Annotated in this window: 27 protein-coding genes and 10 tRNA genes; 8 read left to right on the forward strand and 29 right to left on the reverse strand. The window is 40.8% G+C overall.

Going from position 1 to position 24,804, the window contains the following annotated elements; all coding sequences use genetic code 11:
* The first annotated feature begins 25 nt into the window (after positions 1-25).
* Complete coding sequence (gene lptF, locus AC2INI_RS01975) at positions 26-1,138, forward strand: LPS export ABC transporter permease LptF (protein WP_122036601.1); 1,113 nt, start codon at positions 26-28, stop codon at positions 1,136-1,138.
* Positions 1,131-2,207: an LPS export ABC transporter permease LptG gene (lptG, locus tag AC2INI_RS01980; RefSeq protein ID WP_122036602.1), complete on the forward strand. Its 1,077-nt coding sequence runs from the start codon at positions 1,131-1,133 to the stop codon at positions 2,205-2,207. The genes lptF and lptG overlap by 8 nt, the downstream gene beginning before the upstream one ends.
* An 82-nt stretch (positions 2,208-2,289) precedes the next feature.
* On the opposite strand, the gene AC2INI_RS01985 is transcribed toward lptG, so the two are convergent.
* Entirely contained in the window at positions 2,290-2,754 is a 465-nt protein-coding gene (locus tag AC2INI_RS01985) for an RDD family protein (RefSeq protein WP_162922572.1), read from the reverse strand.
* A 179-nt stretch (positions 2,755-2,933) separates the two neighbouring features.
* On the opposite strand from AC2INI_RS01985, the gene AC2INI_RS01990 reads away from it, so the two are divergent.
* Positions 2,934-3,018: transfer RNA gene (locus AC2INI_RS01990), tRNA-Leu, on the forward strand.
* Between the two features lie 143 nt (positions 3,019-3,161).
* On the opposite strand, the gene AC2INI_RS01995 is transcribed toward AC2INI_RS01990, so the two are convergent.
* From AC2INI_RS01995 to mutY, 14 genes are all read right to left on the reverse strand, one after another.
* Positions 3,162-3,419: a DUF2999 domain-containing protein gene (locus AC2INI_RS01995; RefSeq protein WP_045102898.1), complete on the reverse strand. Its 258-nt coding sequence runs from the start codon at positions 3,417-3,419 to the stop codon at positions 3,162-3,164.
* 21 nt (positions 3,420-3,440) lie between these two features.
* Entirely contained in the window at positions 3,441-3,827 is a 387-nt protein-coding gene (locus AC2INI_RS02000; protein WP_122036604.1) for a diacylglycerol kinase, read from the reverse strand.
* 108 nt (positions 3,828-3,935) lie between these two features.
* Positions 3,936-4,011: transfer RNA gene (locus AC2INI_RS02005), tRNA-Asn, on the reverse strand.
* Between the two features lie 6 nt (positions 4,012-4,017).
* Positions 4,018-4,093 (reverse strand) — tRNA-Phe (locus AC2INI_RS02010).
* A 7-nt stretch (positions 4,094-4,100) separates the two neighbouring features.
* Positions 4,101-4,176: transfer RNA gene (locus AC2INI_RS02015), tRNA-Thr, on the reverse strand.
* 70 nt (positions 4,177-4,246) lie between these two features.
* A tRNA-Asn gene (locus AC2INI_RS02020) sits at positions 4,247-4,322 on the reverse strand.
* Between the two features lie 32 nt (positions 4,323-4,354).
* A tRNA-Thr gene (locus AC2INI_RS02025) sits at positions 4,355-4,430 on the reverse strand.
* Positions 4,431-4,474: 44 nt separating this feature from the next.
* Positions 4,475-4,550: transfer RNA gene (locus tag AC2INI_RS02030), tRNA-Asn, on the reverse strand.
* A gap of 6 nt (positions 4,551-4,556) precedes the next feature.
* Positions 4,557-4,632, reverse strand: a tRNA-Phe gene (locus AC2INI_RS02035).
* A 7-nt stretch (positions 4,633-4,639) separates the two neighbouring features.
* Positions 4,640-4,715, reverse strand: a tRNA-Thr gene (locus tag AC2INI_RS02040).
* 76 nt (positions 4,716-4,791) lie between these two features.
* Positions 4,792-4,867 (reverse strand) — tRNA-Phe (locus AC2INI_RS02045).
* Between the two features lie 109 nt (positions 4,868-4,976).
* Complete coding sequence (gene mltC, locus AC2INI_RS02050; protein WP_486305244.1) at positions 4,977-6,113, reverse strand: membrane-bound lytic murein transglycosylase MltC; 1,137 nt, start codon at positions 6,111-6,113, stop codon at positions 4,977-4,979.
* A 108-nt stretch (positions 6,114-6,221) separates the two neighbouring features.
* Positions 6,222-6,494, reverse strand: coding sequence for an oxidative damage protection protein (locus AC2INI_RS02055; protein ID WP_060992501.1), 273 nt, complete (start codon positions 6,492-6,494; stop codon positions 6,222-6,224).
* A gap of 2 nt (positions 6,495-6,496) precedes the next feature.
* Positions 6,497-7,549 carry an A/G-specific adenine glycosylase gene (mutY, locus tag AC2INI_RS02060; protein WP_122036606.1) on the reverse strand — a complete coding sequence of 351 codons (1,053 nt, stop codon included), beginning with the start codon at positions 7,547-7,549 and terminating at the stop codon, positions 6,497-6,499.
* A 219-nt stretch (positions 7,550-7,768) separates the two neighbouring features.
* On the opposite strand from mutY, the gene trmB reads away from it, so the two are divergent.
* Together trmB and glsB are read left to right on the forward strand one after the other, a co-directional pair.
* Positions 7,769-8,485, forward strand: coding sequence for a tRNA (guanosine(46)-N7)-methyltransferase TrmB (gene trmB / locus AC2INI_RS02065; protein WP_122036607.1), 717 nt, complete (start codon positions 7,769-7,771; stop codon positions 8,483-8,485).
* 129 nt (positions 8,486-8,614) lie between these two features.
* On the forward strand, positions 8,615-9,535 hold the full coding sequence (gene glsB, locus AC2INI_RS02070) for a glutaminase B (protein WP_122036608.1): 921 nt from the start codon (positions 8,615-8,617) through the stop codon (positions 9,533-9,535).
* Positions 9,536-9,839: 304 nt separating this feature from the next.
* On the opposite strand, the gene hemW is transcribed toward glsB, so the two are convergent.
* The 7 genes from hemW to AC2INI_RS02105 all read right to left on the reverse strand — a co-directional run bounded on the left by hemW (position 9,840) and on the right by AC2INI_RS02105 (position 14,630).
* Positions 9,840-11,000 (reverse strand): radical SAM family heme chaperone HemW, encoded by a 1,161-nt coding sequence (gene hemW, locus AC2INI_RS02075; protein WP_045102892.1) that lies wholly within the window; start codon positions 10,998-11,000, stop codon positions 9,840-9,842.
* A gap of 3 nt (positions 11,001-11,003) precedes the next feature.
* A complete protein-coding gene (locus AC2INI_RS02080) occupies positions 11,004-11,600 on the reverse strand; it encodes an XTP/dITP diphosphatase (RefSeq protein ID WP_122036610.1) in 597 nt (198 codons plus the stop codon).
* A gap of 10 nt (positions 11,601-11,610) precedes the next feature.
* Positions 11,611-12,042: a DUF4426 domain-containing protein gene (locus tag AC2INI_RS02085; protein WP_486305245.1), complete on the reverse strand. Its 432-nt coding sequence runs from the start codon at positions 12,040-12,042 to the stop codon at positions 11,611-11,613.
* A 61-nt stretch (positions 12,043-12,103) separates the two neighbouring features.
* On the reverse strand, positions 12,104-12,397 hold the full coding sequence (gene yggU / locus AC2INI_RS02090; protein ID WP_045103359.1) for a DUF167 family protein YggU: 294 nt from the start codon (positions 12,395-12,397) through the stop codon (positions 12,104-12,106).
* 7 nt (positions 12,398-12,404) lie between these two features.
* Positions 12,405-12,959: a YggT family protein gene (locus tag AC2INI_RS02095; protein WP_122036612.1), complete on the reverse strand. Its 555-nt coding sequence runs from the start codon at positions 12,957-12,959 to the stop codon at positions 12,405-12,407.
* Positions 12,960-13,021: 62 nt separating this feature from the next.
* Positions 13,022-13,840: a pyrroline-5-carboxylate reductase gene (gene proC, locus AC2INI_RS02100; RefSeq protein ID WP_486305246.1), complete on the reverse strand. Its 819-nt coding sequence runs from the start codon at positions 13,838-13,840 to the stop codon at positions 13,022-13,024.
* A 94-nt stretch (positions 13,841-13,934) separates the two neighbouring features.
* Positions 13,935-14,630 carry a YggS family pyridoxal phosphate-dependent enzyme gene (locus AC2INI_RS02105; protein WP_486305247.1) on the reverse strand — a complete coding sequence of 232 codons (696 nt, stop codon included), beginning with the start codon at positions 14,628-14,630 and terminating at the stop codon, positions 13,935-13,937.
* A 23-nt stretch (positions 14,631-14,653) separates the two neighbouring features.
* On the opposite strand from AC2INI_RS02105, the gene AC2INI_RS02110 reads away from it, so the two are divergent.
* On the forward strand, positions 14,654-15,691 hold the full coding sequence (locus tag AC2INI_RS02110; RefSeq protein WP_122036615.1) for a type IV pilus twitching motility protein PilT: 1,038 nt from the start codon (positions 14,654-14,656) through the stop codon (positions 15,689-15,691).
* 2 nt (positions 15,692-15,693) lie between these two features.
* Positions 15,694-16,800, forward strand: a complete 1,107-nt coding sequence (locus tag AC2INI_RS02115) for a PilT/PilU family type 4a pilus ATPase (protein ID WP_122036616.1) — start codon at positions 15,694-15,696, stop codon at positions 16,798-16,800.
* 134 nt (positions 16,801-16,934) lie between these two features.
* Here AC2INI_RS02115 and ruvX read toward each other — a convergent pair whose 3' ends face one another.
* The 7 genes from ruvX to metK form a co-directional block, all read right to left on the reverse strand.
* On the reverse strand, positions 16,935-17,360 hold the full coding sequence (gene ruvX / locus AC2INI_RS02120; protein WP_045102885.1) for a Holliday junction resolvase RuvX: 426 nt from the start codon (positions 17,358-17,360) through the stop codon (positions 16,935-16,937).
* Positions 17,357-17,920 (reverse strand): YqgE/AlgH family protein, encoded by a 564-nt coding sequence (locus tag AC2INI_RS02125; protein WP_486305248.1) that lies wholly within the window; start codon positions 17,918-17,920, stop codon positions 17,357-17,359. The genes ruvX and AC2INI_RS02125 overlap by 4 nt, the downstream gene beginning before the upstream one ends.
* Positions 17,921-17,986: 66 nt before the next feature.
* Positions 17,987-18,934: a glutathione synthase gene (gshB, locus tag AC2INI_RS02130; RefSeq protein WP_486305249.1), complete on the reverse strand. Its 948-nt coding sequence runs from the start codon at positions 18,932-18,934 to the stop codon at positions 17,987-17,989.
* Positions 18,935-18,947: 13 nt separating this feature from the next.
* Positions 18,948-19,679, reverse strand: a complete 732-nt coding sequence (gene rsmE, locus AC2INI_RS02135; RefSeq protein WP_122036619.1) for a 16S rRNA (uracil(1498)-N(3))-methyltransferase — start codon at positions 19,677-19,679, stop codon at positions 18,948-18,950.
* Between the two features lie 82 nt (positions 19,680-19,761).
* Positions 19,762-20,466, reverse strand: a complete 705-nt coding sequence (gene endA, locus AC2INI_RS02140; protein ID WP_122036620.1) for a deoxyribonuclease I — start codon at positions 20,464-20,466, stop codon at positions 19,762-19,764.
* A gap of 99 nt (positions 20,467-20,565) precedes the next feature.
* A complete protein-coding gene (locus AC2INI_RS02145) occupies positions 20,566-21,072 on the reverse strand; it encodes a SprT family zinc-dependent metalloprotease (RefSeq protein ID WP_486305250.1) in 507 nt (168 codons plus the stop codon).
* A gap of 113 nt (positions 21,073-21,185) precedes the next feature.
* A complete protein-coding gene (gene metK, locus AC2INI_RS02150) occupies positions 21,186-22,340 on the reverse strand; it encodes a methionine adenosyltransferase (RefSeq protein ID WP_122036622.1) in 1,155 nt (384 codons plus the stop codon).
* A 386-nt stretch (positions 22,341-22,726) separates the two neighbouring features.
* On the opposite strand from metK, the gene tkt reads away from it, so the two are divergent.
* The gene (gene tkt / locus AC2INI_RS02155) at positions 22,727-24,721 is read left to right on the forward strand and encodes a transketolase (protein ID WP_486305251.1); all 1,995 of its coding nucleotides are present in this window, start codon (positions 22,727-22,729) and stop codon (positions 24,719-24,721) included.
* Positions 24,722-24,804 lie beyond the last annotated feature (83 nt).

Below are 24,804 nucleotides of genomic sequence, written 5' to 3' on the forward strand. Positions count from 1 at the left end.
CAAGTTTTCTATAGGTAGATTCGACGTGATTATTATTAGATATTTGATCAAGGAAACATTAAAGAGTCAATTTGCGATCTTTTTTGTGCTTTTTTTGATCTTTATGAGCCAAAAATTTATTAGCATTTTAGCTGAAGCATCTGATGGGGATATCCCTGGTGGTTTGATCTTATCTTTGGTGGGGTTAAATATGCCTGCCATGGGTTTATTGATGCTGCCTCTCAGTATTTTCATAGGTATTCTTCTGACTTTTGGACGTTTATACGCGGAAAGTGAAATTACCGTAATGAATGCAACTGGAATGGGTAACTCAATACTTATTCGTGCTGCATTGTATTTGGCTTTAATTACTGGTGCAGTAGCTACTTTTAACTCACTATGGCTGTCTCCTTGGAGCCAAGAGCAAAGTACTAAGTTAATGGAAACCGTGGAGTCTGATTCTGGGGTCGAGCTATTACAAAAAGGTCAGTTTAGAAATTCTCCCGATGGAAAGGGTGTTGTCTTTATTGATGATATTAGTGATGAAGGCGGCAAGCACCTTGTTAATATTTTCTTAGCACAACCCGTTCCTCATGATTCATTACGCCCTAGTGTGTTAGTCGCTGATAAAGGGGTTGTAAAGCAGCTTAATGATGGCCGTCAGGTATTAGTTCTTGAAGATGGTACTCGTTATGAAGGTATTCCGACGCGTTTAGATTACTTAGAAAGTAACTTTGAATCTTATGAAGTCCTGATTGGACAAAAAGAGGTTAAGGCGAAACGAAGAGATTGGGATGCACTGCCGACACTAGAGCTAATCAAACGAACAGAGTTAGAAGCGAAAGCAGAACTGCAATGGCGTATTTCTTTGATTTTGTGTATTCCTTTATTAACTATGGTGGTTGTTCCGTTATCTGCAGTGAACCCAAGACAAGGGCGATTCGCGAAACTTGCACCGGCAATTTTATTGTATTTAGCTTACTTCTTATCATTAAGTGCTGGTAAGTCAGCAATAGAAGAGGGGAGCCTACATCCATCAGTTGGACTGTGGGCAATTAATGCCATCCTGCTTATTATCGGCATTATATTAAACTCAATGGACAGTGTTTTTGTGAGAAAATTAAAAGACAAAATGCGGAGAAAACCAAAGCATGTTTAAGATTTTAGATTGGTATATTGGCCGTACAATCATCGCAACCTCTGCGTTATGTTTAACAACGCTAGTTGGACTCTCTTCAATTATTAAATATGTAGAGCAGTTACGTAAAGTTGGTAAAGGAACATACGATCTTTTAGATGCTCTCTATTTTGTTATCTTAAGTATGCCACGTGATATTGAGATGTTTTTTCCAATGGCAGCATTGCTTGGGGCATTGATTGGGCTGGGCATGTTAGCGGCAAGCTCTGAACTTGTGGTTATGCAAGCGGCAGGTTACTCAAAATTAGACATCGGTTTATCAGTATTAAAAACAGCAATACCTTTGATGCTAATGGTTATGGCATTAGGTCAATGGGGTGCACCTCAAGCTCAAAAGATGGCTCGTGATCTACGTGCATTTGAAACTTCTGGCGGTAATATTGCAGCCGTAAGAGCAGGGGTGTGGGCTAAAGATGCTAACGACTTTATTTATTTGGGTCGGGTTGATAATCAAGAAAAGCTGTATGGTGTAACAGTATGGCAATTTGATGATAATCATAAACTGGATAATATTTTATTTGCGCGTAAAGCGGATTACCAATCTAAAGAAGCAGGCTGGATGTTGAGTGATGTTTCTATTACTCAAATGCAAGATGAAGCTAAAATCAGTGAAAAGAAAATGGATACCTTAAACTGGTCAACAACGCTTACTCCAGATAAATTAGCAGTGGTAACCGTTAAACCTGAAGAGCAATCTCTTTCTGGCCTGTATGATTACGTGAATTACCTGAAAGATTCAGAGCTAGATGCCGCACGTTATGAGTTGGCTTTTTGGCGTAAAGCCTTACAGCCTATCTCAGTTGCAGTAATGATGTTATTGGCGCTCTCATTTGTTTTTGGACCATTACGTAGTGTAACTATGGGTGCGAGAATTCTTTCTGGCGTGATCGCCGGATTTAGTTTCTATATTTCTAATGAGGTGTTTGGGCCAATGACTTTGGTTTATAACATACACCCCATATTTGGTGCGTTAGGGCCAAGTTTTGTGTTCTTATTGATTACCTTAGGGTTACTTAATAGAAAGCTTTAAACACATACCGTGAAAAAAGAACAAATAAAAAGGAGATACTGCAGAGTATCTCCTTTTTTCTCTTCGTAGCTTTAATAATCGCTTAAACCGCTTTATCTAAAACTATAACGCGAGTCTTTGCCCAGGTATCTTGAAATGCTGCATTATCACTTGAGATGAAGACCAATAGATTACCCAAACCAAAGGCAGACGTAGACATACGGATAATAGCTTGAGTTAATGTGATTGGTGAGCCATCAAGTTGTTGTACTTGAAGCTTCCAAGCGCGCATTCCCAGAGTTTGACCTTTACACCAAAAGTAAGCAAAGAAGCCAGCAAACACAGAAACAAGAGTAACTGGGTAAAGGTTGCGCCATAATGGATCATGATTTAAATAGCTACTCACATCAGGATACTGACCGTAACTGATGATCCCCGCACCATAAAGCATTTCAAGGGTCGCGACGATAGCACCACCAGTTAGCATCATAATTGCGCTGATAATTAATGTGTCGTAGACCCAAGCTCCCATGCGACGCATAAAGCCGGCTTGTTGTTGTGTTTTCATTTTTTCTTCCATAAATTAAAAAACTGACAGCAGTATAACGATAGATGCAGTAAAAATGAAAATCAGATTGTAAATAACTGTTGAATATTTCAGCAAACAAATATCTTAGAGTAATAAAGAGCTTGCGCCATGATCATCTCTGAGTATAATCAACCACATCAAGCAGCAATGCTGATAAAGCCGGTATGGTGAAATTGGTATACACGAGGGATTCAAAATCCCTTTCCGAAAGGAGTGGCGGTTCAAGTCCGCCTACCGGTACCACATTTAAATGATAAAGCCTCGATGAAAATCGGGGCTTTGTTGTATCTGGGATATAGAGTTTTTTCTAATCTTGAAAAATAAATACAAGAAAGCCCTAACAGACTAGGGCTTTTAAAAATTTCTAATTTATCTTAAAGATTCTGTTACTGATTCTCTTCAAGCTTTGCTTTTGCTTCTTCTACTTTAGAGAAATCTAATCCTAATTCTTCAACTGCTTCTTTAATTAAGCTTGGATTTGTCATCACTTGCATCATTAGTGGTTGTAGTTTTTCTTGTGGAATGCCTAGACTTTGAATAATAGCCATTGCCGCTAATGGGTTTTGAGTTAGCGTTTGAAATACTTCTGCAATTTTTTCATCGCTAACATTGTGTTCTTTTAGTGTTTGAATAATAGGGTTCATTAAAATAGTCCTTATAAATAATTAAAGATAGTTGCTGCCTAGGATCATTAACCAAGTAAAGCCAGCAAAGCACAGAGCGACAAATACAGCGGCTGAACCAATATCTTTAGCTCTGCCACTTAATTCATGATGTTCAGGGCCTATACGGTCTACCACAGCTTCTATTGCTGAATTTAAAAGCTCAATCATAAAGATCAGAACAAATACGCCGACCAATAAAATCTTTTCTACTACAGTCACATCCAAAAGAAGTGCGATAGGGGCAGCAATAACTAACATTGCTAACTCTTGACGAATAGCAGCTTCATGTTTAAACGCAGCTTTAAGACCTTGAATAGAAAAGCCAGTTGCTTTGATTACACGCTTGATACCAGTATTGCCTGGTTTTCCTGATGGTGTTTCAGTCATGGTTTAACTCTAAATGAAGAACTGATATGAATGGAGGTTATGGTAGTGTCGCATTCGTTAAATGACAAGCATAAAAAAAGCCTCATCAAAATGATGAGGCTTTTAATATGGCTCCCTTTGCTGGACTTGAACCAGCGACATACGGATTAACAGTCCGGCGTTCTACCAACTGAACTAAAAGGGAATTGTATGGTGCCTCGAGGCGGAATCGAACCACCGACACGAGGATTTTCAATCCTCTGCTCTACCGACTGAGCTATCGAGGCAAAAAAATGGTGCCGACTACCGGAGTCGAACTGGTGACCTACTGATTACAAGTCAGTTGCTCTACCTACTGAGCTAAGTCGGCACACTTATTTTTTTGCTATTGCTGGATAAACCAACAACCTTGAACCTTTATAAAAACAGGCTCTTTAATATGGCTCCCTTTGCTGGACTTGAACCAGCGACATACGGATTAACAGTCCGGCGTTCTACCAACTGAACTAAAAGGGAACAGGTTTTGTGTTCTTCTTACAAGGAAGAAATGGTGCCGACTACCGGAGTCGAACTGGTGACCTACTGATTACAAGTCAGTTGCTCTACCTACTGAGCTAAGTCGGCACTAATTTTTTATTAATCTTTAAAAAGATAAAGACTAAATTGTATGGCTCCCTTTGCTGGACTTGAACCAGCGACATACGGATTAACAGTCCGGCGTTCTACCAACTGAACTAAAAGGGAATTGTATGGTGCCTCGAGGCGGAATCGAACCACCGACACGAGGATTTTCAATCCTCTGCTCTACCGACTGAGCTATCGAGGCAAAAGAATGGTGCCGACTACCGGAGTCGAACTGGTGACCTACTGATTACAAGTCAGTTGCTCTACCTACTGAGCTAAGTCGGCACACTAAATTCTTTTGACTATTCGTGATCTAGCATTTAATAAATAAATCTAGAACTACACCAACAATCTTATTGTATGGTGCCCGGAGGCGGAATCGAACCACCGACACGAGGATTTTCAATCCTCTGCTCTACCGACTGAGCTATCCGGGCAACGAGCGCTATTAAACGGATTTTTGCCCCTACCGTCAACTTTTTTTTTCAAAATAGGCTGTTTTTTTGATTGTTTGATTGATAATTCATCGAATAGGCGATTTTATCGCTAAATCTTCCCTGAATTAAACTCTTTTTTAAAGGCAGTTACCTTTTCTAAATAGCGACGAGCTTCTGCATTTTTGTGTTTTTTGGTTAAAGCCCAGTACACTTGATTAGGATTTAGGCTATTAATCTCTTTAATTGCACGGCTGCGGTTGCTATTGAAGGTCGTTAGTACGCCGCCAGCGCCGCCATTGTAAGCTGAGATCATGCTGTATTGTTTAGATACAGGGTTTCGGATGTCTTTTAAATAGCGTGTTTTTAGAATATGAAAGTAGGCGGTTCCTGTATCAATGTTGTTATGTGGATTAAAAAGATACTCAGGTGTTGGATCACCAGATTTATTCTTTACTAACTTAAAGACATCACGGCCAGCGGTTTTAGGTACAACTTGCATCAAGCCATAAGCATTTGCCCAACTAACAGCGTAAGGATTAAAACTACTTTCGGTTCTAATAATTGAATAAATTAGATCTTCTGGAATGTTGTAGCGTTGAGAAGCACCACGAACAATATCGGCATATTGGTACTCTCGTAATTGGGTGTGGTTTTTTACCATAGGAATATCGACATAAAGGGCTTTTTTATAATCGATATTTTTTGTCTTTAAATTATTAGCAATTAAATAGTCAGCATAACGACTAGCACGCCATGACCATTCAATCGGCTTTTTATCTTGATCGACGACTTGCTGGTATAAAAAGGGTTTGCCACCAAGAGCAACATCAGCATCAGAATAAAGATCGACACCAGCGGGATCATCAGGTGTAAGTAGGGTGGTGATAATAGCTTGGCGTAAATGGGCTTTAGGATCCGTCCCTGCGACAGTTTCTACGGTAACTCGGCCAGTAGAAAAATCGACTTGAGATCGACTTAAATAGCCATCGGTGTATTTTACATATGAGCGTTTACTGGCGATAACGAGATTCTTTTTACCCCAACGCTTTTCAATGTTGCCATTAAAGCTGCTAATTAACGAGTCGAGGGCTTTAATGTCTTTAGTAAATTGGCCAGGAAGAGGTGCTAGATTTTTAGCAAAACGGTTAGTGGTATCGTAATTAATACCAAAAGTAGACTCTATTGATTCTCGGCTACAACTGGTGAGAAAAAGACAAGCAGAGGCAATCAGGATAATTTTTTTCATAAAGACAATATAGATTAGAACTCGATAATAATGTTAACGGCAGAATGCCATTGAACTAAAAAAAGAATAAAAATAAAGCAGCCATTAGACTGCTTTATTTACAATAACTTATTCGCTTGGTGGTGTATAACCATCAATGATGACTTCTTTGCCATCAAATAGGAAACCTTCCATTTCTGTTTCCAGTAGCTTGCGGTGCTCTGGATCCATCATGTTCAGTTTCTTTTCATTAATAAGCATAGTTTGCTTATGTTGCCATTGGCCCCATGCTTCTTTGGAGATGTTGTCAAAAATACGCTTACCTAGTTCACCTGGGTAAAGTTGAAAATCTAGGCCATCGGCTTCTTTATTTAAAAGAACGCAAAATACAGTGCGACTCATGGTTATTCTCCATTAGAAATTTCGAACGGTAAGGCATCTAACAGTTTTTGAACTGGAGCTGCTAATCCTACCGTCATTGGTTGAGATAAGTTATACCAAACTCCACGCGTTCCTTCCATCACCATATCAGGTTTCTTACTCAGAGTGATAAGTACAGGAGTGATATCTAAGTGGTAATGGCTAAAGGTATGACGAAAAGCAATTAATTGCTGGCTTGATTTCACATCCATACCATAGTGGTCGGATAAATCATTTAAGGTGTTTTCTGGTTGTTCAGGAAAACAGTATAAGCCACCCCAAATTCCCGTTTGAGGTCGTTGCTCTAGTAATACATCACCATCGTGATAGTAGATAGCAAACCATGCTTCTTTAGTTGGCTTGTCTTTTTTGGGTTTTTTAGTTGGGAAGTCTAATTGGCGATCTTGCGCTTTGGCTTGGCAAAGCTCATTCACTGGGCAAATCTCACACTTAGGCTTAGAACGAGTACAGACCATCGCCCCCATATCCATCATGGCTTGATTGTAGCGTTCAACGCCTAACTCTGGTGTATGTTCTTCTGCTATTTCCCACATGGAATTTTCGACCGATTTCTTACCAGACCATCCCTCAATGGCAAAGCAACGAGAAAGGGTACGTTTTACATTGCCATCTAAAATAGGGTGACGTTGCTTGAGAGAAAGTGACAGCACAGCACCCGCAGTAGATCGGCCTATTCCCGGAAGAGCGATGACTTCTTCAATCGTTTCAGGGAATTTACCATTATATTGCTCAGCGATGATCTGTGCTGTTTTATGTAAATTTCGAGCTCGAGCGTAGTAACCAAGTCCGGTCCATAAATGCAGCACTTCATCTTGCTCTGCGTTTGCTAAATCAACAACGGTTGGAAAGCGAGCCATGAAACGTTCGAAATAAGGGATAACGGTAGTTACTTGGGTTTGTTGAAGCATTATTTCAGATAACCATACTTTATAAGGCGTTTTTTCTAATTGCCAAGGTAACGTCTTACGGCCGTAATTGTCGTACCACTCTAAAATGGCGTGAGAGAAAGAAGTCATGACATGCTCGATTACATTTTTATAATTAAGAATGGATCACATCATACTGTGATGGTTTTGTACACCCGATAGAAAATAGGGTTATTAGTTCAGGTAAAGAATTGCCTTAATTAAGCTTGTTTATAGAGAAAAGCAAAGATAATACTTGAACACTGGGCTAAACTTTGGATAATGCCGGATCCACAATCCTTGTTCAGAGAATAACCAGGTTATCCAATCATGACTGAAGTGACTAAAAACGACTTTACCGAAGAAGGTAAAATCGTTCGTAAAATTCGTAGCTTTGTACGCCGCGAAGGACGTTTAACGAAAGGCCAAGAAGGCGCTATTACTGAGTGCTGGTCTACCATGGGCATCGATTTTGTTGAGCAAATGCTTGACTGGAACGAGGTGTTTGGTAATAACAACCCTGTCGTTTTAGAAATCGGTTTTGGTATGGGTGCATCTTTGGTTGAGATGGCGCAAAAAGCACCAGAGCTTAATTTCCTTGGCATTGAAGTTCACCGTCCAGGTGTTGGCGCATGTCTTGCAGCAGCAAAAGAAGCAGGCGTAACGAACTTACGTGTAATGTGTCATGATGCGGTTGAAGTATTTGAATCAATGATCCCTGATTCATCTGTACATACATTACAACTTTTCTTCCCTGACCCATGGCATAAAGCGCGTCATCATAAGCGTCGTATCGTTAAAGCAGAGTTTGCTGAGATGATCCGTCCTAAGCTAAATTCTGATGGTATTTTCCACATGGCAACTGACTGGGAAAATTACGCAGAACATATGATCGAAGTAATGAACGTCGCTCCGGGTTACGAGAATATCGCAACTGATGGTGATTACATTCCTCGTCCAGATGAGCGACCATTAACAAAATTTGAAGCGCGTGGTCATCGTTTAGGCCATGGCGTATGGGATATTAAATTCCGTCGTAACGCATAAGTCGTTTATTTTAAACGGGATGACAGCGCACGATAAGCGCTGCATGGCTCTGATGCCAATCTAAATAAATACTAAAGCCAACCTCTGTGTTGGCTTTTTTGTCCTTGCGCTCAAAAGGGAATAGAAATAATGAAGCCAACAAAACAGATATTAGATGATATTTTGAATGAAGTGCGTCCTCTTATTGGACAAGGAAAAGTTGCCGACTATATTCCCGCGCTTGCTTGTGTACCAAGTGATAAATTAGGTATTGCCGTGTACACCAACGATGGTGAGATGATTACCTCTGGTGATGCAAATGAGCGTTTTTCAATTCAATCGATCTCCAAAGCACTGAGTTTGACCCTTGCTATGGAGCTATATCAGCCAGAAGAATTATGGCAACGAGTAGGAAAAGAACCTTCAGGGCAAGCATTTAATTCTCTTATCCAGCTTGAAATGGAGCAGGGGGTTCCTCGTAATCCGTTCATTAATGCGGGTGCAATTGTTGTTGCCGATATGTTGTTTAGTCGTTTTTCTGCTCCTAAGCATAGATTATTAGAATTTGTGCGAAAGCTCTCGGGTAATGATCATATTATCTATGATCGTGTCGTGGCTAATTCGGAAATGGACCATAGTGATCGAAATGCCTCGATTGCCTATTTAATGCGTTCATTCGGTAACTTTGACAATGAAGTTATGCCAGTATTAAAGAACTATTTTCATGCTTGTGCGTTGAACATGAGCTGTGTTGATTTAGCAAGAACGTTTGGTTATTTAGCCAATAAAGGCATTCAACCTGAGACAAATGAGTTCATCGTAACGCCAATGCAGAGTAAACAAATTAATGCATTAATGGCAACTTGTGGCTTATATGATGGCGCCGGAGAGTTTGCTTATCGTGTTGGTATGCCAGGGAAATCAGGTGTCGGTGGTGGGATTATTGCCATTGTGCCGGGTGAGATGACGATTGCAGTATGGTCTCCAGAATTAGACCCATCAGGTAATTCTCTAGCAGGAACGCAAGCATTAGAATTGCTTTCAGAACGTATTGGTCGTTCGATATTTTAAGATAAGAGCAGGTTTCAGGAAAAGCAGAGTCGTGAAATGTTCGATTTTATCACTAACAACCCCCTCTAACTCCCCCTTCTATTAATATCATCGATCTCAATGGTTGGTCGATAAAGGGGGAGAATTTTCTTTGATGCTGGTATATCAACGATCACAATACTGTTCCTCCCCTTGTTCACCGCTGTTACTTGGTAGTCAGTATTGATATAAGGGGAGGCTAGGAGGGGTTGCTGGTTGTTTAATTTAGAGTTTCGATTCTTTGCTCTTACTGAAACCTTTAAGCGAAGCGATCTGAACCCTGCTCTTAGTCCTCATCACTCACAAACGCTTCCAGCAAATCATTCAAAAACAACTTGCCGTGCTCAGTGATCTGCCAATGCGTTTCGGTTTCATTTAGATATTTTTTTTCTTTCGCCCAATCAATCGTCTCTTGAATCGACTCAAAACCTAATCCGGTCTTATCAATGAAATCTTGCTTAGGGCACGCTTCTAACAGACGAAAACGGTTCATAAAAAACTCAAAAGGTCTATCGTGATCCGCAACCTCTTGTTCGTCAATTAAGTAAGGTTTCATTAAATCTAAAAAGCCGCGTGGGTGCTTGATTTTAGTGGTTCGAACAATACGACCATCAGCAAAACTCAGTTTGCCATGAGCTCCACAACCAATGCCTAAATAATCCCCAAAGCGCCAATAATTCAAATTATGTCGGCATTGATAACCGACTTTACTGTAGCCTGAAATCTCATATTGAACATAACCGGCGTCAGCAAGAATTTGGTGGCCTTGTTCAAAAATATCCCATAAATCATCGTCATCTGGCAAGGTTGGTGGCTTATAGTAAAACACCGTATTTGGTTCAATAGTCAGCTGATACCACGATAAATGTGGAGGGCTAAGCGCTATCGCTTGTTTTAAATCGGATAACGCATCATCAATACTTTGGTTCGGTAGGCCATGCATTAAATCAAGATTAAAACTGTTTAATCCGGCTTCATGAGCAAGGCGAGCTGCGCGAATCGCTTCATCTTTACCGTGAATACGTCCCAGCTTTTCCAATTTCTCTTGCTGGAAGCTTTGTACGCCAATAGAGATACGGTTAACACCCGCTTCACGGTATTCAATGAATCGACCTGCTTCTACGGTTCCAGGGTTAGCCTCCATCGTGATTTCAATGTCATCAGCAAAGGGTAAGCGTTTTTCAACTTCGATCAGTAAGCGTTTAATTTCAGGAGCAGTAATTAAGCTTGGTGTACCACCACCAATAAAAATAGAGTGCAGCTTACGGGATTCGTTTTGCATATCATAACGTGCAAGATCGGTATCAAGATCGTCAATTAACGCTGAAATGTATTGTGCTTCAGGGATTGTCGTTTTCAAAGCATGAGAATTGAAATCGCAATATGGGCATTTTTGAATACACCATGGAATATGAATGTATAAGCTAAGTGGTGGTGGAACTAGCATCAATTATTGACCTTCTTTTAATGCTGAAAACAGTTTCTTAAGCGCCTGTCCACGGTGAGAAAGCTGCTTTTTACGAGCAGGTTCAAGCTCTGCAGAAGAACAGTTATCTTCACTTACCCAAAAGATTGGATCATAACCAAAGCCATTCTCACCTTGCTGTTCAGTGGTAATGTGGCCTTCCCATGAACCGTGGCAAATTAATGGCGTAGGATCGTTCTCATGCTTCATTAGAACTAAAACACAATGAAAGCGTGCAGTACGTTTTTCTGCTGGGATACCTTCCATTGCCGCCAGCATCTTATCAATGTTCTTTTGGTCGGTAGCGCCTTCACCTGAATAACGAGCTGAATACACACCAGGAGCCCCATTTAATGCGTCGACCTCTAGGCCTGAATCATCAGCAATCGCAGGTAATCCTGTTTCTTTAGCCGCATGACGCGCTTTAATAATGGCATTCTCAATGAAGGTTGTACCTGTTTCTGCTACGTCAGAGACGTTGAATTCACTTTGTGCAACCACATCAAACCCAAAGTCAGACAGAACATCTGCCATTTCACGAACCTTACCTTGGTTGCCTGTTGCTAATACGATTTTGCTCATAATGATTCTCTTACTCTTCTACGTAAAATTTTTGATTGAATTTTAATTTACCAGCGCCTTTGGTATCGGCAGATACATCGATATTAAAGCGAAATGTCTCTTCGTTAGTAATTGGCAGCTCTGCAATGTAGTAAATTGCATTTTGCTCTTTAATTTCACGGAAGGTTAACGTTTTTGTTTGGCCGAGTAAATTCTTAGCGCTGCCTGTAATCTTTGCAGGGATAGCAGGCTTACCAGCTTGTGATATATCTAAGACGCTAATATTAATTAAGGCATTGTAACCTGAGCGTTTTAATTGATAAGCACGAGCTACTTTTGGGGTAAGAAAGGTTGAGTTAAACGCAGAGTAATGAACCTCTACATTTTTAATTTGTACAAATTGTCCTGCAAAAGTGGGTAAGCTAAAAAGAAATAGGGACAAAAGTAAGATTATTTTTTTCATAACGATCCTCATATAAAAAGATTTTCATATAAAAAAGCCGAGGGTTAACTCGGCACTAGTATTATTTTGATGGTAACAGCTGCTTAATTGCTTCTGGAATAATGTCTGGTGAATGAATTCGAACTTGCTTGTGACGATTCAGTTCTCCTTTTTCTACCGTAATTTTTCCTTTAGCGACTTTAAACAGTTTGGAGAAGTACTTAATTAAATGTGCGTTCGCTTTTCCATCAACTGGAGGGGCGGTAATCGCTATTTTGAGCTCTTCACCATGTATTCCTACAATTTGATCTCGACTGGCTTTAGGTTGCAAATACAGTCGTAAGATCAAATCATCATTATCGTATTTAACTGGCATAGCTAGATTACAAGCTGTACCAAATAGGACCAATTAAATCGCCCATTAAGAAGTTAGCAAATTGAAGTACGATAAACAGCACTAATACGCTTAAGTCGAGTCCGCCCATTTGAGGAAGAATTTTACGAATAGGCGCTAACATTGGTTCTGTTAATTGGTGCATAACGTATTCAATTGGGCTGCGGCCTTGGCTCACCCAGCTTAAGATAGCGCGTACTAATAAGATCCAGAACAGCAAACCACCAGCGGCCTTAGCAAGGGCAATCAAACCAATGAATAAAAACTCAGGGCCAAAAGCAACACCGCCTGATACAACTAATTGTAGAGCAACGAACTTCACAACACACAGTACATAAGCAAATAATACAGTGGCTAAGTCTAAGCTACCAATTGATGGGATAACACGACGTAAAGGAGAGACGATTGGTTGTGTCGCTTTTACGATAAATTGTGAAAATGGATTATAGAAGTCAGCGCGGGCAACTTGTAACCAAATTCGTAGAATCACGACCATGATGTATAAATCAAAAACGGTCGAGATTAAAAAGCTCATTGCATTCATAGTTTATTAACCTTAAAAATCATTGGTTTTGTAAATAGAGTAATTGAGTAGAGAAGGTTATCTTAAAATAACGATTCCATCTCTTCTGCACGAGAGACTGCGGCTTGCATTGCTTTAGCGACAATATCTTGCAGGTTGTGTTCATTAAACGTGCGTAGTGCTTCTGCGGTAGTGCCACCTTTTGAAGTGACTTGCTCACGCAGTGTTGATAGTTCTGTTTCAGGGTTTGCTACCACCATTTCAGCAGCACCAAGAGCCGCTTGTTGTACTAATAGGCGAGCTGTTTCTTCATCAAAACCTTGTTTAATTGCTTCTGTTTGCATCGCTTCCATAAATAAGAAGAAATACGCTGGAGCGCTTCCTGCTGCTGCAATAACAGAGTTAATGCCTGATTCTTTCTCAACCCAACAGATTTCACCGACTGCTGAAAGTAAGTTACCAGCATAGATTTTGTCTTGTTCTGAGATATGTTCTACTGCAAACAGACCACTCATGCCCTTGCCCACTAATGCAGGAGTATTTGGCATGACTCGAACTAGGTTTAATGTTGTGACAAACATTTCGTTTAAACGCTGTGCTGAAATACCTGCGGCAATTGAAATTACCAACTTATCCGAGAAATCGACAGTTTGCAGAGGCTCTGCAGCGCTGGCCATCATTTGTGGTTTTACCGCAAGAACAACAACATCTGCATTTTGAGTTGCAGTAAGATTGTCTGTGCTGGTATTGATGCCATAACAGGTTTTCAAATGCTCAAGTTTCTCTGTACTTGGATTTGTTGCTGTAATTTTTCCTTTTGGATAACCACTGCTAATTAAACCGGCGATAATAGAGCGGGTCATGTTGCCCGCACCAATAAAAGCAATATTGCGATGTTCCATTCGTCTTCCTTACTTTATACCTATCGTTGTATCGAGATTGGTATCATTCTAGTTGAGGTTATTTTTTATTTTTATAATGCCTGGCGCTAAAAATTTAGTCTCTAGTACCAAAAATAGCAGTGCCAATTCGAACCATTGTTGAGCCAGCTTCAATTGCAGCATCCATATCACCGCTCATTCCCATTGATAGGGTATCCACTTGAGGATATTGTGCGCGTAATTGATTTTGAATGGAAGTAAGTTGTGTAAATGCAGCCAGTTGTTCATCGTAATTAGAGACATTCGCAGGGATCGACATCAATCCGCGTAATGTTAGGTTTGGCATCTCATTGATAGCAGCAGCCAGTTCCATAACTTCTTCAGAAGTAGTTCCTGATTTACTCTCTTCTGAGCTGATATTGACCTGAATAAGAACATTTAGTTCACCAAGGTTATCTGGACGTTGCTCATTAAGGCGTTGTGCTATTTTCAGGCGGTCAACAGAGTGAACCCAGTCAAAATGCTCGGCGATAGGGCGGGTTTTATTTGATTGAATTGGACCAATAAAGTGCCACTCTAATGCGATATCAGCATGATTGCTTTGGAAGTATTGAACCTTTTCAACTCCTTCCTGAACGTAGTTTTCACCAAATGCGCGTTGACCTACATCCATTGCCTGTTCGAGTAATTCGATAGGTTTTGTTTTGCTTACAGCCAGTAATTGCACTGAATCTGGGCGTCGACCACACTTTTGAACGCTATTCTCTATCTGAAGGGTGATTTGATTGATATTTTGCTTAATACTAGTCATAGAAACGATTACCGAGGAAAATTATGGATATCACAGAACTACTGGACTTTAGTGTAAAACAAAACGCGTCAGATCTACACCTATCTGCAGGAGTTCCTCCTATGGTACGTGTTGATGGGGATGTTCGTAAACTGACATTACCTGATTTTACACACGCAGAGGTTCATCGTTTAGTGACTGACATTATGAATGATGCTCAGCGCAGTGAATTTGAAGAGAAGCTTGAAGTCGACTTCTCATTTGAGCTACCGAATGTTGGCCGTTTTCGTGTTAATGCGTTTAACCAGTCTCGTGGGTGTGCGGCTGTGTTTCGAACCATTCCAGTTGAGATCCCATCATTAGAACAACTTGTGGCTCCTGAGATTTTTACTAATATTGCCAATTATCAAAAAGGCCTAGTATTAATTACAGGCCCAACAGGTTCAGGTAAATCAACAACGCTTGCAGCAATGGTTGATTACATCAATGAGAATCACAATAAGCATGTATTGACGATTGAAGATCCGATTGAATTTGTTCATAAAAATAAAAAGTGCTTAATTAACCAACGTGAAGTTCATCGTGATACGCACAGTTTTAAAGCGGCGTTACGTTCAGCGTTACGTGAAGATCCTGATGTCATTTTAGTAGGGGAGCTTCGAGATCAAGAAACGATTAGTTTGGCATTAACCGCCGCTGAAACGGGTCACTTGGTATTTGGTACTTTGCACACGAGCTCTGCTGCAAAAACCATTGACCGTATTATTGATGTGTTCCCTGGTAGTGAAAAGTCTATGGTTCGTTCAATGCTTTCTGAATCACTTAAAGCCGTTGTCGCTCAAACATTATTAAAAAGAACTGGTGGTGGCCGTGTTGCGTGCCATGAAGTGATGATTGCGACGCCTGCGATTCGTAACTTGATCCGTGAAGATAAAGTCGCACAGATGTATTCGATAATTCAGACGGGTTCTTCTTTTGGTATGCAGACCATGGAACAAAACGCCAAGAAAATCATTGCTCAAGGTTTGGTTGATCCTGATGAAGTCGCAAAGAAAGTTGATATCAGTAGTGTTGGATTTTAATTATGGAGTTAGATCAACTTCTGGATCAAATGGTTACACAAAAAGCGTCAGATATTTACTTAACTGTAGATGCGCCGTGCCTATTACGCGTTCACGGTGAACTGCAGCCAGTAGGCGAAAAACAAACGTTTGATTCTATCACGGCGTTATTAGCTGAAATGATGGATGATGAGCGTCAAACAGAATTTCATCAAAAGCTAGAGGCCAATTTTGCGATAGTGAAAGAGAGCGGTCGTTTTCGTGTGAGTGCATTTTGGCAACGTGAGCAGCCGGGCGCGGTGATCCGTCGCATTGAAACTAAAATACCGTCAATGGATTCGTTGAATTTACCTGATGTAATGAAGGATCTTGCAACCTCTAAGCGTGGTTTAGTTCTTGTAGTTGGGGCTACTGGCTCGGGTAAATCTACCTCAATGGCGGCAATGACTGGATACCGTAATGATAATCGCAGTGGTCATATTCTAACGGTGGAAGATCCAATTGAGTTTGTTCATCCGCATAATAAATGCATTGTGACTCAACGTGAAGTTGGGCTCGATACTGAAAGTTATGAAGTCGCATTGAAGAATTCGTTACGCCAAGCACCAGATATGATTTTGATTGGTGAAATTCGAAGTCGAGATACAATGGAATACGCCATGACGTTTGCGGAAACCGGTCATTTATGTATGGCGACTCTGCATGCGAACAATGCCAACCAAGCATTAGAGCGAATTATTCACTTGGTACCTAAAGATCGTAAAGAGCAGTTTTTGTTCGATTTATCAATGAACTTAAAAGGTATTATTGCTCAGCAGCTTGTACCAGATATTAATGGTAATGGACGTCATGGTGTCTATGAGGTGCTATTAAATACTCCTCGAATTTCAGATTTGATCCGTCGTGGTGATTTGCATGAGCTAAAAGCAACCATGGCTAAATCACGAGAATCAGGCATGCAGACGTTTGATCAGTGTTTGTTTGATTTAGTTATCGCAGATAAGATCTCAGAAGATGAAGCATTACACAGTGCGGATTCAGCCAATGATTTGAGGTTGATGTTGAAGACGAAGCGTGGTGATTCATTTAGCTCGTCGAAGTTTGATAAAGTGTCGATATCGTTAGACTAAAAGCGATACGCTTTGCTAACTAGAATGCTACGCTCTAGAAACTATAAGAGCAGTAATACGTAAATGATTACTGCTCTTAATATCTGCTTTTGATCTTATAGGAGCGAAGCGTTCTAGTCCCTAGTTTCTAGTTCTTAGCCCCATTGACTCTCAAACCAGCTTTCTAAAATAACCACTGCTGACTGACAATCAATATTACCTTTCGATAACGCTTTATAGCCACCAAACTCAAATAAATCCGCACGAGCTTCAGCCGTTGATAAGCGCTCGTCGTGTAGCTCAACTTGATTACCAAAACGGCCATGTAGACGATTAGCAAATTTCTTTGCTTTTGGTGTGATGGTTTCTAGCTCTTTACCATGAAGATCGGTTGGTAGGCCAACAACGATTAAATCGGGTTGCCATTCTTTAATCTGTTTTTCAATATCATCCCAGTTAGGGGTACCATCTTGAGCTTTAAATGCTTTTAATGGACTTGCAGTACCTGTGATCTCTTGGCCAATGGCAGAACCAATGCTCTTGGTGCCAAAATCAAATGCCATGATGGTACGTGAACTCATGCGTGTCCAACCTCGCTAGATAGATTGGCAGGGTTAATGCCTAAAATTTCAATCGCTCTTCGCCAGCGATCAGGAATTGGGGTATCAAAAATAACAGAATGATCAGCTTCTAACACCAACCAACTGTTTTCAGAAAGCTCTTCTTCAAGCTGTCCAGCATCCCACCCTGAATACCCAAGTGCCACTAGGTATTTACGTGGCTGAGATTCAGTGCCAAGCGTGGCTAGAATGTCTTTTGATGTTGTGACTGAAAGTTCGTTAGTGACTCGGATACTTGATATATAACTGTCTTTCACTGAATGTAAGACAAAGCCTCGGTCATCAGAAACTGGCCCACCATTGAGTACTGGTTGGGTTAAGGTCTGTGGAAAAATAACCGGTGATGGCTTATCTAGTTTTATTTGGTCAAGCATACCTTCTAATGAAATAGGAACAGTTTCATTAATACGTAGGCCCATAGTCCCCTCTGAATCATGCTCACAAATGTAGATGACACTTCGGTGAAAAAATGGGTCTTTCATACTTGGCATTGCTACCAAAAAATGGTTTTTTAAATCCACAAAGCCTCCTAAAAAATTCAGTTTAATAAAGGGAACAATAGGCTCCCTTTATTATAGCTGGCTCAATTAAGCGTTAATGCGACGCTCGATTGCATCCATTAATTTACCCGTAATTGAAACATCAAATGCGGCTTCAATCTCTTTAATACATGTAGGGCTTGTTACGTTAATTTCTGTGAGCTTGTCACCAATAACATCCAGACCTACAAAGATTAGACCTTTTTCTTTCAATGTTGGAGCTACCGCATTAGCAATTGCCCAGTCAGTCTCACTTAATGGACGCGCTTCACCAGTACCGCCAGCAGCCAAGTTACCACGAGTTTCGCCTTTAGCTGGAATACGAGCTAAGCAGTAAGGCATTGGTTCACCATCAACAACAAGAATGCGTTTATCACCATTGCTAATATCTGGAACAAACGTTTGTGCCATACAGTAATTTTGTTCGTGATTAGTCAGTGTCTCAATGATCACAGATACGTTTGGATCGCCAGCTTTAACACGAAAGATTGATGCGCCACCCATACCATCAAGTGGTTTAAGGATAATATCGCCATGCTCTTCACGGAATGCTTTAATTTTTTCCGCTTTACGAGTCACTAAGGTTGTTGGTGTTAGTTCAGGGAACCAAGCCGTAAATAGTTTCTCGTTACAATCACGTAAGCTTTGTGGTTTATTTACAATTAAAGCACCTTGAATTTCTGCGCGTTCAAGAATGTAGGTCGCGTAGATGTATTCAGTATCAAACGGAGGATCTTTACGCATTAATACCGCGTCAAGATCAGCAAGGTTGATGGTTTGCTCTGATTTAAATTCGTACCATCCAGTAGGGTCTTCTTTTAATTCAACGACTTTGGTATCTGCAACTGCTTTACCTTGATCTAGGTGTAGGTCAGCCATTTCCATGTAATGGATTTCCCAGCCACGTTTTTGTGCTTCAAGCATCATGGCAAAGCTAGAGTCTTTTTTGATGTTAATGGATGAGATAGGATCCATTACGATACCGAGTTTGATCATTGTGTTTCTCCAGTTAACCAAGATCGCCAAAACGAACTTGTAGGGCAGTAATTGCAGTAAGTGCTGCGGTTTCGGTTCTAAGAACACGGGGACCTAGCAACGTTTCTTCAAATTTGTATAGTTCTGTCATGCTAATTTCATCAGACGATAAACCGCCTTCAGGGCCTATTAACAAGCGTACATTAGTGACAGGCTCTGGTAGCGTATTGATAGAGTATTTTGCTCTTGGGTGAAGGTTTAGTTTTAGTCCTTCATACTCTTCAGCACACCACTCTTCTAATGACATGATCGGGCGAATTTCAGGAACAGTATTACGTCCACACTGTTCACAAGCTGCAATTGCAATTTTTTGCCATTGGTCGAGTTTCTTCTCGAAGCGTTCTTTATTTAATTTAACACCACAACGCTCTGAAATTAGAGGAGTAATGACATTAACGCCTAATTCAACCGATTTTTGAATGGTGAATTCCATTTTATCACCACGAGAAACCACTTGGCCTAAATGTAAATTTAGCGGTGATTCACTGCTACGCTCAACACGTTCACTGATTTCAACTTCAACGCTTTTTTTAGAGGCTGAAGTGATCACAGCAGGAAACTCCGCACCACTGCCATCAAACAGTAATACTGACTCGCCTTCTTTCATTCGCATTACACGACCAACGTGGTTGGCTGCATCATCACTTAAATTAATTTTCCCTTGTGATGGAAGGGCATCTGGATGATGAATTCTTGGTATTCTCATGGTCTACTTTTCTTTAACTATCTTATATTTAAGGATGGAGGCTAAACGGTACTTTTTCAACCTCTATTTAGAGTCTGTTGAGTTATTTAGTACACGCTTTGAAGACGAATTGATTGTGATTACCTTGGATCTTGGCAATACGCTTATCTCGTTCACATTCCCAAGCTGAAACTGGATATTGTTTATCCCATGCTTCCATTAGTTGGCGCTGTGCTTTAGATAAGTTAAAGCGATACTCTTTATTCATATACATATAGGTACGGGCAATCGCACCTCGTGATTGTGCAGGTGGCTCAGCAACGCGTCCTTTAAAATCGACTTTAAAGCTACATTGACCATAATTAGCCCCTTTACTGCCATTCCATTGTGAAAACCTAAAATTAGAACGGTCACCATTAACTTCACCAACAGCGGGAACTAAGTTATGTAAATCGGCTTCCATCATTTTGAACTGTTTATCTTTTCGGGTGCAATTTTTACGTCCACCATCTTGCCAACATTGGCGTTGATGACCAAATTGCCAAGCAGGGACTACGTGTTCCCATTCTATACGGCTAGCGCGTTTTTCTTGTTTACGCACTTCATAGCCACAGCTTTCTAAGTCAGGAATGCCTTTCTTTTTATCTTTCCATGTAATGTCACAACCACAATAGAAAGAGGTAGGGTGATCAAGATAGATTTTTACGGCTAATTTTTTAGCTTTAGAAAATGAAGAAGGGGGAGCGGAAAGTGCACTGAAACTAAAAGTTATAGCGATAATGCTGATAACTAAGCGAATTAATGTCATGGTAAACCTACTGATTATTATATTAATACAGTAAGGGTAGCTTATTGTTAATTCGCATTATAGATAAATTAATTACTAGAGTGAGAAAGTGGGTGTTTTCTATTTTTCTGTTGTTTGTAAACGACGTCTAGAAAGCTTTAATGGTGACTGACACGCTTTACAAAGGTATTGGGTTTCTTTACGTTGAACTCGATTATGGCGGCGAACAGTAAGTTCGTGTGTTGTGCATTTACAACGATAAGGAAAGGTTTTTCCCTTTACCGAATCAACGCTAAAGCTGTGTGTGGTTCTTGCCGGTAAATTGAAAACTTGATTCATTACACCTTGCCACTCTTTTCCGTGTGGTCTCACTCGACCATACAGTTTAAATGTAATCAAATGGGCGATTTCATGGGGGATCACTTCATTAATAAAAGTCTGTTGATTCTCTTCTAATAATACGGGATTAATTCTGATTTCCCATCCTTGAAGGCGAGCTGTACCTGCAATTTTCCCACGCTGAGTAAAATTAATCTCTGGTAGAGAAAAAGGGCGATTAAAAAAGGCTGATGCTTGTTGAATACATTGTTGAGCTTTAGCAATGGAGGCTTGTTGAAGTGGGGTCATTGAATCTCTTTATTTTGAATGCCGATATCGAATCATAAATATAAAAAGTATATGGGGGTAAAAAACAAAAAAGGAAGCCGAAGCTTCCTTTTAGTGTCAGTTTAAGTAATAAATTACTTAATACCAGCGAAATCACGAAGGATTTCAGCTTTGTCTGTCGCTTCCCAAGGAAACTCTTCACGACCGAAGTGACCGTATGCTGCCGTCTTCTTGTAGATTGGCTGAAGAAGGTTAAGCATTTCTTGTAAACCGTATGGACGTAGATCGAAGTGCTGACGAACCGCTTCAATGATGATGTCGTGAGATACTTTTTCAGTACCAAACGTTTCAACCATGATTGATGTTGGATCAGCAACACCGATAGCGTATGAAAGTTGGATTTCACAACGATCAGCCATGCCAGCAGCAACAATGTTTTTCGCTACGTAACGTGCAGCATATGCTGCTGAACGGTCAACTTTTGATGGATCTTTACCAGAGAATGCACCGCCACCGTGACGAGCTGCGCCGCCGTAAGTATCAACAATGATTTTACGACCAGTCAGGCCACAGTCACCCATTGGGCCACCGATAACAAAACGACCTGTTGGGTTAATAAAGAATTTAGTCTCTTTATTTAACCATTCTGCAGGAAGTACTGGCTTGATGATTTCTTCCATTACCGCTTCACGAAGATCAGGCGTTGTTACTGAATCACAGTGTTGTGTTGAAAGAACAACAGCATCGATACCAACGATTTTACCTTGGTCGTATTGGAAAGTTACTTGAGATTTAGCATCTGGACGTAAAAAGTCTAGTTTACCACTCTTACGTACTTCTGCTTGTTTTTGCATAAGTAGGTGAGAGTAAGTAATTGGAGCTGGCATTAAAATTGGTGTTTCGTTTGTTGCGTAACCAAACATGATACCTTGGTCACCAGCGCCTTGATCTCTTGGGTCTGCTTTATCAACACCTTGGTTGATGTCAGGAGATTGCTTACCAATCGTATTTAATACGGCACAAGAGTTCGCATCAAAACCCATGTCTGAATGAACATAGCCAATATCACGAACGGTTTCACGAGTGATTTCTTCGATATCAACCCATGCTGAAGTAGTTACTTCACCACCGACCATAACCATGCCAGTTTTTACGTACGTTTCACAAGCAACACGTGCTTTTGGATCTTGTTCTAAGATCGCATCAAGTACTGCATCTGAAATTTGGTCTGCAATTTTATCTGGATGACCTTCTGATACTGACTCAGAGGTAAATAGGTGCTTAGCCATGATGAGCTCCACTTCTATAGGTAATAAATTTTAAGAAAATACCCACAGACTATGTAAGTCTATACGTTTAACAGTGTAGGTGTTTTTCCATCTAGACGGCTATAATAGAGAATAATTGATTAATTACAACTCATTTCCGTTAAGAAAATTAATATAAGACATAACCAATCGTTTGCGTTAAGGGCTAATAATTTCCTATAAAAAGACAGTTTTCTTTCAAAATCGTGAAAAAAAGCCTCTTATTTATTAAGTAATCGTTTGCAGTGCAGATAAGCCTTTGCGACAATATGGCGCTGCAAATTTAAGTTAATCCATATTTATGGATAACTAATCAAGAGTTAACTAGCTCAATAAACATATAGTCCTTCGAATTTTCAGGAGCAGGCATGTCTTCACGTAAACATCTAGCAAATGCAATCCGCGCTTTAAGCATGGATGGTGTTCAACAAGCAAATTCTGGCCATCCAGGCGCACCAATGGGTATGGCAGACATCGCTGAAGTATTATGGCGTAGCCACCTAAATCATAACCCACAAAATCCAGAGTGGGCTGATCGTGACCGTTTCATTCTTTCGAATGGCCACGGTTCAATGCTGATTTATTCTCTGCTTCACCTTTCAGGTTACGACCTGTCTATCGAAGACTTAAAGAACTTCCGTCAACTGCATTCTAAAACTCCAGGTCACCCTGAGTACGGTTATGCACCGGGCATCGAAACTACTACAGGTCCATTAGGCCAAGGCATCACTAACGGTGTTGGTATGGCGATGGCTGAAAAAGCATTAGCGGCACAATTTAACCGTGAAGGTCATGACATCGTTGACCACAACACATACGTGTTCATGGGCGATGGCTGTTTAATGGAAGGTATCTCTCACGAAGCATGTTCTCTAGCGGGTACATTAGGTCTTGGTAAGCTGGTTGCTTTCTGGGATGACAACGGTATCTCTATTGATGGTGAAGTTGAAGGTTGGTTCTCTGACGACACACCTAAGCGTTTTGAAGCATACGGCTGGCACGTAATTCCGGCTGTAGATGGTCACGATGCTGACGCAATCAATGCTGCAATCATCGCAGCAAAAGCAGATCCTCGTCCGACTTTGATTTGTACTAAAACTATTATTGGTTTTGGTTCTCCAAACAAAGAAGGTACGCACGATTGCCACGGTGCTCCACTAGGTGCTGATGAAATCGCAGCAACTAAAGCGAAGCTTGGCTGGGAATACGCTGCATTTGAAATTCCTGCTGATGTTTATGGCGAGTGGGATGCAAAAGAAGCAGGCACAGCAAAAGAATCTGCTTGGAATGCAAAATTTGATGCATACGCAGCTGCTCACCCAGAATTGGCTGCTGAATATAAGCGTCGTGTAAACGGTGGCTTGCCAGCTGAGTGGGAAGAGAAAGCAAATGCAATCATTGCTGATCTTCAAGCGAATCCTGCAAACATCGCATCACGTAAAGCTTCTCAAAATGCATTAGAAGCGTTTGGATCTATGTTACCTGAGTTCATGGGCGGCTCTGCTGACCTTGCACCATCTAACTTGACCATGTGGTCTGGTTCTAAATCTCTAACGGCTGGAGATTTCTCTGGTAACTACATTCACTACGGTGTTCGTGAGTTTGCTATGACAGCTATCATGAATGGTATTGCTCTGCACGGTGGTTTCGTACCATACGGCGCGACTTTCCTAATGTTTATGGAATACGCACGTAACGCAATGCGCATGGCTGCTTTGATGAAAACTCAAAACATCCAAGTGTACACGCATGATTCTATCGGTCTTGGCGAAGATGGTCCGACTCACCAACCTGTTGAGCAGATCGCTTCTTTACGTCTAACACCAAACATGAGCACATGGCGTCCATGTGACCAAGTTGAATCTGCTGTTTCTTGGAAACTAGCGATTGAACGTCGTGATGGCCCATCAGCACTAATCTTCTCTCGTCAAAATCTTGCACAACAAGATCGTAACGCTGAGCAAGTAGCTAACATCGCGAAGGGTGGTTACATCCTGAAAGATTGTGAAGGCCAACCTGAGCTTATCCTTATTGCAACAGGTTCTGAAGTAGAACTAGCGGTTGAAGCTGCGGCTCAACTGACTGCGGAAGGTAAATCAGTACGTGTTGTTTCTATGCCATCTACTGATGCATTTGATAAGCAAGACGAAGCGTACCGTGAAGCGGTTTTACCGTCATCAGTAACTAAGCGTATCGCTGTTGAAGCCGGTATTGCTGATTTCTGGTACAAGTACGTTGGTTTCGGTGGCAAGATCATCGGCATGACAACGTTTGGTGAATCAGCACCTGCTGACGAGCTATTCAAAATGTTTGGTTTCACTACTGAAAATGTAGTAAACACAGCAAAAGAGCTTTTAGCTTAATCAAAAGTCATTCGCTTAATAAAAGTGAATAACTGAATAAAAAGCGAAGTTATCGAGAGGTGGCTTCGCTTTTTTGATCCTTT

Source organism: Aliivibrio friggae, assembly GCF_057368515.1.

Bases quoted from the DNA above. Each gene is read 5' to 3' on its own strand.
- proC (WP_486305246.1), bottom strand. From the start codon at position 13,840: ATGGAACATCGCAATATTGCTTTTATTGGTGCGGGCAACATGACCCGC.
- AC2INI_RS02095 (WP_122036612.1), bottom strand. From the start codon at position 12,959: ATGAATGCAATGAGCTTTTTAATCTCGACCGTTTTTGATTTATACATC.
- hemW (WP_045102892.1), bottom strand. From the start codon at position 11,000: ATGCTAGTTCCACCACCACTTAGCTTATACATTCATATTCCATGGTGT.
- ruvX (WP_045102885.1), bottom strand. From the start codon at position 17,360: ATGAGTTCACGTACCATCATGGCATTTGATTTTGGCACCAAGAGCATT.
- AC2INI_RS02110 (WP_122036615.1), top strand. From the start codon at position 14,654: ATGGATATCACAGAACTACTGGACTTTAGTGTAAAACAAAACGCGTCA.
- AC2INI_RS02080 (WP_122036610.1), bottom strand. From the start codon at position 11,600: ATGAGCAAAATCGTATTAGCAACAGGCAACCAAGGTAAGGTTCGTGAA.
- mltC (WP_486305244.1), bottom strand. From the start codon at position 6,113: ATGAAAAAAATTATCCTGATTGCCTCTGCTTGTCTTTTTCTCACCAGT.
- gshB (WP_486305249.1), bottom strand. From the start codon at position 18,934: ATGATCAAACTCGGTATCGTAATGGATCCTATCTCATCCATTAACATC.
- yggU (WP_045103359.1), bottom strand. From the start codon at position 12,397: ATGCCAGTTAAATACGATAATGATGATTTGATCTTACGACTGTATTTG.
- lptG (WP_122036602.1), top strand. From the start codon at position 1,131: ATGTTTAAGATTTTAGATTGGTATATTGGCCGTACAATCATCGCAACC.
- AC2INI_RS02085 (WP_486305245.1), bottom strand. From the start codon at position 12,042: ATGAAAAAAATAATCTTACTTTTGTCCCTATTTCTTTTTAGCTTACCC.
- metK (WP_122036622.1), bottom strand. From the start codon at position 22,340: ATGGCTAAGCACCTATTTACCTCTGAGTCAGTATCAGAAGGTCATCCA.
- endA (WP_122036620.1), bottom strand. From the start codon at position 20,466: ATGACATTAATTCGCTTAGTTATCAGCATTATCGCTATAACTTTTAGT.
- mutY (WP_122036606.1), bottom strand. From the start codon at position 7,549: ATGACTTCTTTCTCTCACGCCATTTTAGAGTGGTACGACAATTACGGC.
- tkt (WP_486305251.1), top strand. From the start codon at position 22,727: ATGTCTTCACGTAAACATCTAGCAAATGCAATCCGCGCTTTAAGCATG.
- rsmE (WP_122036619.1), bottom strand. From the start codon at position 19,679: ATGAGAATACCAAGAATTCATCATCCAGATGCCCTTCCATCACAAGGG.
- glsB (WP_122036608.1), top strand. From the start codon at position 8,615: ATGAAGCCAACAAAACAGATATTAGATGATATTTTGAATGAAGTGCGT.
- AC2INI_RS02115 (WP_122036616.1), top strand. From the start codon at position 15,694: ATGGAGTTAGATCAACTTCTGGATCAAATGGTTACACAAAAAGCGTCA.
- AC2INI_RS02055 (WP_060992501.1), bottom strand. From the start codon at position 6,494: ATGAGTCGCACTGTATTTTGCGTTCTTTTAAATAAAGAAGCCGATGGC.
- AC2INI_RS01985 (WP_162922572.1), bottom strand. From the start codon at position 2,754: ATGAAAACACAACAACAAGCCGGCTTTATGCGTCGCATGGGAGCTTGG.
- trmB (WP_122036607.1), top strand. From the start codon at position 7,769: ATGACTGAAGTGACTAAAAACGACTTTACCGAAGAAGGTAAAATCGTT.
- AC2INI_RS02000 (WP_122036604.1), bottom strand. From the start codon at position 3,827: ATGACTGAAACACCATCAGGAAAACCAGGCAATACTGGTATCAAGCGT.
- AC2INI_RS02145 (WP_486305250.1), bottom strand. From the start codon at position 21,072: ATGACCCCACTTCAACAAGCCTCCATTGCTAAAGCTCAACAATGTATT.
- AC2INI_RS02105 (WP_486305247.1), bottom strand. From the start codon at position 14,630: ATGACTAGTATTAAGCAAAATATCAATCAAATCACCCTTCAGATAGAG.
- AC2INI_RS01995 (WP_045102898.1), bottom strand. From the start codon at position 3,419: ATGAACCCTATTATTCAAACACTAAAAGAACACAATGTTAGCGATGAA.